This window comes from Bradyrhizobium sp. UFLA05-89 (genome assembly GCF_059803475.1).
In genome coordinates this window covers 1-7,500 of sequence record NZ_JBANBA010000120.1, presented here as the reverse complement: position 1 = coordinate 7,500, position 7,500 = coordinate 1, and the positions used below count along the sequence as shown (strand labels likewise).

Annotated in this window: 8 protein-coding genes (1 of these 8 only partly in view); 4 read left to right on the top strand and 4 right to left on the bottom strand. The window is 64.1% G+C overall.

The genetic code is table 11. The features are described 5' to 3' along the window. A protein-coding gene (locus SO139_RS38480) for a M23 family metallopeptidase (protein ID WP_449382183.1) crosses the window boundary here: on the top strand, positions 1-731 show its 3' end. The gene continues 1,339 nt to the left of window position 1, outside the view; the window shows 731 of its 2,070 coding nt (coding positions 1,340-2,070); its start codon lies off the left edge, out of view; the stop codon is at positions 729-731. A gap of 27 nt (positions 732-758) precedes the next feature. Here SO139_RS38480 and SO139_RS38475 read toward each other — a convergent pair whose 3' ends face one another. Both SO139_RS38475 and SO139_RS38470 read right to left on the bottom strand, forming a co-directional pair. Then, positions 759-1,172 carry a hypothetical protein gene (locus SO139_RS38475; protein ID WP_474801106.1) on the bottom strand — a complete coding sequence of 138 codons (414 nt, stop codon included), beginning with the start codon at positions 1,170-1,172 and terminating at the stop codon, positions 759-761. A gap of 53 nt (positions 1,173-1,225) precedes the next feature. After that, entirely contained in the window at positions 1,226-1,354 is a 129-nt protein-coding gene (locus tag SO139_RS38470; protein ID WP_474801104.1) for a hypothetical protein, read from the bottom strand. A gap of 122 nt (positions 1,355-1,476) precedes the next feature. On the opposite strand from SO139_RS38470, the gene SO139_RS38465 reads away from it, so the two are divergent. Continuing rightward, positions 1,477-1,743, top strand: a complete 267-nt coding sequence (locus SO139_RS38465; RefSeq protein WP_449382185.1) for a hypothetical protein — start codon at positions 1,477-1,479, stop codon at positions 1,741-1,743. A gap of 72 nt (positions 1,744-1,815) precedes the next feature. Here the strand turns inward: SO139_RS38465 and clpB are convergent, their stop codons facing one another. Continuing rightward, the gene (gene clpB, locus SO139_RS38460) at positions 1,816-4,455 is read right to left on the bottom strand and encodes an ATP-dependent chaperone ClpB (RefSeq protein WP_474801101.1); all 2,640 of its coding nucleotides are present in this window, start codon (positions 4,453-4,455) and stop codon (positions 1,816-1,818) included. Between the two features lie 256 nt (positions 4,456-4,711). Between clpB and SO139_RS38455 the strand changes: the two genes are divergently transcribed. Continuing rightward, positions 4,712-5,497: an MOSC domain-containing protein gene (locus SO139_RS38455; RefSeq protein WP_474801099.1), complete on the top strand. Its 786-nt coding sequence runs from the start codon at positions 4,712-4,714 to the stop codon at positions 5,495-5,497. A gap of 116 nt (positions 5,498-5,613) precedes the next feature. Here the strand turns inward: SO139_RS38455 and SO139_RS38450 are convergent, their stop codons facing one another. Beyond that, positions 5,614-6,267, bottom strand: coding sequence for a TIGR02594 family protein (locus SO139_RS38450; protein WP_474801097.1), 654 nt, complete (start codon positions 6,265-6,267; stop codon positions 5,614-5,616). A 236-nt stretch (positions 6,268-6,503) separates the two neighbouring features. Here SO139_RS38450 and SO139_RS38445 point away from each other — a divergent pair, with 236 nt between their 5' ends. After that, a complete protein-coding gene (locus SO139_RS38445; protein WP_498541660.1) occupies positions 6,504-7,370 on the top strand; it encodes an alpha/beta fold hydrolase in 867 nt (288 codons plus the stop codon). Positions 7,371-7,500 lie beyond the last annotated feature (130 nt).

Sequence of the window (7,500 nt, the reverse complement as noted above, 5' to 3'; positions counted from 1 at the left end):
GCAAGGTGCAGCCGGGCGATTCCTTCGACGTCTTCTACGCCGGCGAGGACGAGGGCGTGACGGCGACCGACAAGAGCGAGGTGCTGTTCGCCTCCCTCACGGTCGGCGGCGAAACCAAGAGATACTACCGCTTCCAGAGCCCCGACGACGGCGTCGTCGACTACTATGACGAGACCGGCAAGAGCGCGAAGAAGTTCCTGGTCCGCAAGCCAGTCAACAGCGCCATCATGCGCTCCGGCTTCGGCGGCCGCCGCCATCCGATCCTAGGCTATGTGAAGATGCACACCGGCGTCGACTGGGCCACCGCCTACGGCACGCCGATCTTCGCCGCCGGCAACGGCGTGATCGAGAAAGCCCAGCTCGAGGGCGGTTACGGCAAATATATCCGCATCAAGCACAACAACGGCTACGAGACCGCCTATGGCCACATGTCAGCCTTCGCCAAGGGCATGGAGCCGGGCAAGAAGGTGCGACAGGGCCAGGTCATCGGCTTCGTCGGATCGACCGGCCAGTCGACCGGACCGCACGTCCACTACGAAATCCTGGTCAACGGCCGCTTCGTCGACCCGATGCGCGTGAAACTGCCGCGCGGCCGCTCGCTGGAGGGCCCGGTGCTCGCCGGGTTCGAGAAGGAGCGCGACCGCGTCGAGGCGATGATGAGCAACCGCTCAAGCGGCATTGCCCGCATCTCGGATGCGACCGGCGGCCCGCTCCAAGTCACCAACCGCTGAATCACCAACCGCTGATCTCCATCCGGTTCACGACAGAACCGACGCTCTCACGATCAAGAACACGATCCCGATTGCCGTCAGGCCGAACGAGACGGCCATCAGCGGCAACAGAACGTCGATCGCGGCGTGCGTGCCGCGAAGCTTTGCGCCCCAGACACTGAAATCGCCAGCTTCCCAGTCATGCAACGTGGGCTGCTGCGGATGCGGCTCATGGAGCATCCGATGCCGTCTCCAGACCCGCGACAATATCCAGGGAATCCCGACCGCGACCACGAACAACAGGGTGACGAAGGCCAGGGAGAGGTCGACATCGCTGTCGCGATCGAACAGCACCCAGGCCATCAGCGCGAACCACGCGACAAGGCCGACGGCCGCACCATAGATCTTTGGATGAAGTTGATCGAAGGTGGGTCGATTGTGGGAGACGAGATTCCTGTTCATGGCGATACCCTATGCTGGCTGGGATTCGCCGGGGCCCAAGGCAAGTTTCGTCTCTACGCCCCAGGCGGGCGCGAGACGTTTGACTTGAGGATGGCGTGATTGCCGGGCGAGTTCCGGCGCAGGATCGCTCCGTCGACCAGCGAATCCATTGGGGCAACCGCCTTCGGTGGTGGCAGTTTCATTAATTGTTCTCCAGCCGCGCAACGGCGCACGCGCTACGCCCTCCCCGGTCGCACGGAACCAACCGGCGATCGAGGGGATTGATTTTTTTTGGTGCAGATTCGAGCCAAGAGGAGGACGATTCATGGGGCGCCTCTCACGCGACGACGTCACCAAGGCCGTCAGCGGGGCTGACGACGTCACCATTGCAGAGATCATCGGAACCGGCGCGACCATCGAAGAGCTCGCCGAAGCCCAGGCCTGGCTCGCCAATGACGAGCCCATGATCAACGACCTGCGGCCGCTGGCACATGGCCGCGTACGCGAGCTCGTGGATATTCTCTCCGAGCTCGACGAGGGCGGCGACGAGGACGATACCGCCGATTCAGGTCCCGTCCCCGCGATCAGCTAGATCCGCCCAAACAATTCACCCCGGAAAGGCGGACCTTTCCGGGGCGTTGTTGGCTACGCCAAAGTGCGACGGTCAGTTCAGCTTCCGCTTCGGCACGGGTGCCTCGAACTGGGCGATCTCGGCCGTCTGCGCCGCCTTGCCGTTGAAGGTCAGCACGTTGCCCTCGGCGGAGATCGCAACGGTGTCGCCGTCCTTCACGTCGCCGGCGAGGATCATCTCGGCGAGCGGATCCTGAAGGTAACGCTGGATCACCCGCTTCAGCGGGCGCGCGCCGTAAGCCGGATCCCAGCCCTTGGCAGCGAGCCAGTCGCGGCCTGCGCCATCCAGTGTCAGCGCGATCTTGCGATCGGTGAGCAGCTTCTGGAGCCGCGCGAACTGGATCTCGACGATCCGGCCCATCTCGCTCTTCTGCAAGCGGTGGAACAGAATGATCTCGTCGACGCGGTTCAAGAACTCCGGCCTGAAATGCGCTCGCACCGTTCCCATCACGTGCTCGCGCACGGCAGAGGTGTCTTCGCCTTCGGGTTGATTCACCAGGAATTCCGAACCGAGGTTCGAGGTCATGATGATCAGCGTGTTGCGAAAATCGACGGTGCGGCCCTGGCCGTCGGTGAGGCGGCCATCGTCGAGCACCTGCAACAGGACGTTGAAGACATCGGGATGCGCCTTCTCGATCTCGTCGAACAGCACCACCTGGTAAGGCCGGCGCCGTACCGCTTCGGTCAGAGCGCCACCCTCGTCATAGCCGACATAGCCCGGAGGCGCGCCGATCAGACGCGAGACCGAGTGCTTCTCCATGTATTCGGACATGTCGAGGCGCACCATCGCGGTCTCGTCGTTGAACAGATACTCGGCGAGCGCCTTGGTCAGCTCCGTCTTGCCGACGCCGGTGGGCCCTAGGAACATGAACGAGCCGATCGGCCGGTTCGGGTCCTGCAAGCCCGCACGCGAGCGGCGCACCGCGGTTGCGACCGCATGCACGGCTTCGCTCTGGCCCACGACGCGCTTGCCGAGCGCCTCCTCCATCTTGAGGAGCTTTTCCTTCTCGCCCTCCAGCATCTTGTCGACGGGCACGCCGGTCCAGCGCGAGACCACCTGCGCGATGTGGTTGGCGGTGACCGCCTCTTCCATCATCTCACCCGAGCCTTCGCGAGCCTCGATATCGGCGAGCTTCTTCTCCAGCTCCGGGATCCGGCCATAAGCCAGCTCGCCGGCACGCTGGAATTCGCCGCGCCGCTGCGCATTGGCAAGCTCGACGCGCAGGCCATCGAGCTCGGCCTTGAGCTTCTGGGCGTTGGAGAGCTTGTTCTTCTCCGCGCTCCAGCGCGCCGTCAGCGCCGTCGATTTCTCCTCGAGATCGGCGAGCTCCTTCTCCAGCGCTTGGAGGCGCGTCTTGGAGCCGAGGTCGCTTTCCTTCTTCAGGGCCTCCTGCTCGATCTTGAGCCGGATGATCTCGCGATCAAGCGAATCCAGCTCCTCGGGCTTGGAATCGACCTGCATCTTCAGCCGCGCGGCGGCCTCGTCCATGAGGTCGATCGCCTTGTCCGGCAGGAAGCGATCGGTGATATAGCGGTTGGACAGTGTCGTCGCCGCCACCAGCGCGGAATCGGTGATCCGCACGCCGTGGTGCTGCTCGTACTTGTCCTTGAGCCCGCGCAGGATCGAGATGGTGTCCTCGACCGAGGGCTCGCTGACGAAGATCGGCTGGAAGCGCCTCGCCAGCGCCGCGTCCTTCTCGACGTGCTTCTGGTACTCATCCAGCGTGGTCGCGCCGATGCAGTGCAGCTCGCCGCGGGCAAGCGCGGGCTTGAGGAGGTTCGACGCATCCATCGCGCCGTCGGCCTTGCCGGCGCCGATCAGCGTGTGCATCTCGTCGATGAACAGGATGAAGGTGCCTTCGGTCGCGGTCACCTCCTGGAGCACGGCCTTCAACCGCTCCTCGAACTCGCCGCGGTATTTCGCGCCGGCAATCAGCGCGCCGAGGTCGAGCGAGAGCAGCTTCTTGTCCTTGAGGCTTTCCGGCACGTCGCCATTGACGATGCGCAGCGCCAGGCCCTCGACGATGGCGGTCTTGCCGACGCCGGGCTCGCCGATCAGGACGGGATTGTTCTTGGTGCGGCGGGAGAGCACCTGGATGGTGCGGCGGATCTCCTCGTCGCGGCCGATCACCGGATCGAGCTTGCCGTCGCGCGCGGCCTGCGTGAGATCGCGGGCGTATTTCTTCAGCGCGTCATAGGCGTTCTCGGCGGTCGCGCTGTCGGCGGTGCGGCCCTTGCGCAGCGCCTCGATCGCCGCGTTGAGATTTTGCGGCGTGACGCCGCCCTTGCTGAGGATCGTGCCGGCTTCGCTGCCCTTTTCGAGCGCGAGCCCGAGCAGCAGGCGCTCCACCGTGACAAAGCTGTCGCCGGCCTTTTCGCCGGCCTTTTCGGCAGCGTCAAAGGTGCGGGCGAGCTCGGGCGCCAGATAGATCTGCCCGGCGCCGCCGCCACTGACCTTCGGCACCTTGTTCAGGGCGTCCTCGGTCGCCTTCAAAATCGCGCGGGAATTGCCGCCGGCACGGTCGATCAGACCGGCCGCCAAGCCCTCATTGTCGTCAAGGAGGACTTTCAGGAGATGGAGAGTGGAAAACTGCTGGTGCCCCTCGCGCATTGCGAGCGACTGCGCGGACTGGACGAAGCCCCTGGAGCGTTCGGTGTATTTTTCAATGTTCATCTTGTCTTTCCCTCGGCCTGCCCCTGGAGCCCTCTAAGGCACTCCAAATGGCATCTTCATTGGGTTTCCGCTCGCCACATTGACGTTCCTCAAGCAGCAAGCGGTCGTTAGCAGCCGACGCTGGCGCCGGCCTGACGCAGATGTGGGAACCAAGTCGCGGGAACGGAAGAGGCTTCTTCACAAATTCGTGCGCGGCCAAACTCTTGCGCTAAATGGCCGGCTTGGCGCCGGCGGGTGAAATCCCTTAACTAGCGCCATGATGATCAGCCCGACTGCAGATATCACCGGCCTCTACCGCTATCCGGTCAAAGGCCTGACGCCCGAGCCACTGCCCCGCGTTGCCTTGCGGGTCGGCCAGAGCCTCCCCGCCGACCGTCGCTATGCCATCGAGAACGGCCCGAGCGGCTTCGATCCGGAGGCGCCGCAGTGGATGCCCAAGACCCAGTTCCTGATGCTGATGCGCAATGAGCGGCTAGCCACCCTGAACAGCCGGTTCGAGGACGCGACTAATCTGCTGACCATCCGCAAGGACGGTCAGGTCGTCGCCAGCGGCGATCTGGAGACGGCCAGCGGGCGCGCGGCCATCGAGAGTTACTTTACCGGCAATTTCCGGAGCGAGCTGCGGGGCCCGCCAAAAGTGCTGTCGGGACGCGACCACAGCTTCTCCGACGTTGCCCGCAAGGTCGTCTCCATCATCAATCTCGGCAGCGTGCGCGCCATCGAGGAGATGCTCGGCGCCGCCGTTCATCCCCTGCGCTTCCGCGCCAATCTCTACGTCCGGGGCTGGCCGGCGTGGCACGAGCTCGGCCTCGTCGGCCAGACGCTCGCGATCGGCGCGGTGCGGCTGAAGATCGTCAAGCGCATCGTCCGCTGCGCGGCCACCAATGTCGATCCGGACACGGCGATGCGCGACCTCGAGATTCCACCCACGATCATGCGCCATCTCGGCCACATGGATTGCGGCGTCTATGGCGAGGTGATCGCAGATGGCGAGATTGGCATCGGCGAAGCAATCGGGATTGAAGAGCCGAAGTTGGTTTAAGCTGCGTAGGGTGGACAAAGCGAAGTGTGCCCACCACTTGTGTCGCCGTTGCGAGAAATGGTGGGCAAGGCGCTAACGTGCCTTTGCCCACCTTACGGTTCTCGCAGTGACGCGCCTCAGTTCGGCATCACATACGCGTAGATCCGGCCGCGCGAGATCGGCGCCTCGCGGACGCGATTGCCGTTGTTGCCGGAGATCATGATCGGATTGCCTTTGGCGTCGATGCCGGTGATGATGCCGACATGGCCGCCTCGGCGACCGCGCGACATGACCGCAATCGCGCCGACCTGCGGACCGGTGACACGCGTTCCGTAATGCGCGAACGAGCTCGCCATGTCGGAGCCGGAGCCCTTATGGCCGGTGTGCTCGAGCACCATGTTCATGAAGCGCGCGCACCATAGGTTGCCGCGCTCGGTCGGATTGCCGCCGAGATAACGGCGCGCTTCCGAGACGAGGCCCGAGCCGCCACCGAAGCCGCCCGACGTGGCCATGCTGCCGCTGTTCGCGCTCGGGTCATAGCTGGCCTGCGTATTCTCGAAGCCGGTCGCCTGCAACTGCGCGGCGCCGCGCTCGAAGCGCGAGCTGCGCGCGTGGCGATAGTGATGATACCCGCCTGCATGGTGCGCGGCGTGATGCACGTAAGCGTGCCGCTCTGCGCTGTGACGATGAGACCGTGCTGATGCTGGAGAGATAGATGCGGCGAATGCCGCGGAGAAAAGAGCCAGCGCGATGACGTGACGCAGCCGGCCAAACGCAAACAACTCAAACATTCTTCATCCTTCGTTGACACCCCCAATCCCCATCAGCCGGTGCGGCGGCCGACATCCGCGGGTTGTATGAAAGTCCAGATGTGGCGAGAGCAAGGCACAATGCTGCATAGCAGAAATTCGCTTCAGGGAATTTCTGCGATGATCCTGCATCGATGCTGGTCCGATGCTGCCGCATTGCTGCCCACAGCATTAACCGCGATGCTTAACGCGACGGCTCAGAAAGAGGGAGACGGTTAATGCCCCACGCCACGACCAGAGACGATGTCGGCATCTATTTCGAGGAAGCGGGCCACGGCACCCCGATCATCTTCCTGCACGAATTCGCGGCGGACCACACCAATTGGGAGCCGCAGATGCGTTACTTCTCGCGCGGCCATTGCTGCATTTCCTATTCGGCACGCGGCTATACGCCGTCGGACGTGCCCGCGTCAGCCGACCTCTACACTTACAAACACTTCTACACCGACGCGCTCGCCGTGCTCGATCATCTCGGCATCGACAAGGCTCATCTCGTCGGGCTTTCGATGGGCGCCTATTCGTCGCTTCAGATCGGCTTGAGCGCGCCACAGCGCGCGCTGTCGATGACGCTGGCCGGCGTCGGCTCAGGCTCGGAGCTCGACAACCTCGAAGCCTGGCGCAAGCAGTGCCGCGCCAACGCCGAGCAGTTCGAAACGCTGGGCTCCGCGGAAGTCGCGAAAGTCACGCGCGAGGCGCCGAGCCGGATCCCCTTCCTCGTGAAGGACCCGCGCGGCCACGCCGATTTCTATGCCGCACTCGCGCGCCACGATTCCAAGGGCTCGGCCAACACCATGCGCGGCTTCCAGGGCGGACGTCCCTCGATCTACACGATGACGGACGCGATCGGGCGCGTCGCCACGCCCGCGCTGATCATCTGCGGCGACGAGGACGACCCGTGCATCGGGCCGAGCCTGTTCCTGAAGAAGCATCTGCCGGCGGCGGGGCTTGCGATGTTTCCGAAGTCAGGTCACGTGCTCAATCTCGAAGAGCCCGCGCTGTTCAACGAGACGGTGGAGCGGTTCATCACGCTGGTGGAGGCGGGCCGATGGCCGGTGCGCGATCCGCGGTCGGCGCCGGCGAATTGATGCGAAGGCGTCACCTCATACTCCGTCATTGCGAGCGCAGCGAAGATTCCATAGGGAGTGGATAGCGACCGGGTCTGAGGCCAGACTGAGGTTGCTGAATCCATTCAACCTGGAGACGACGATGTTGCTC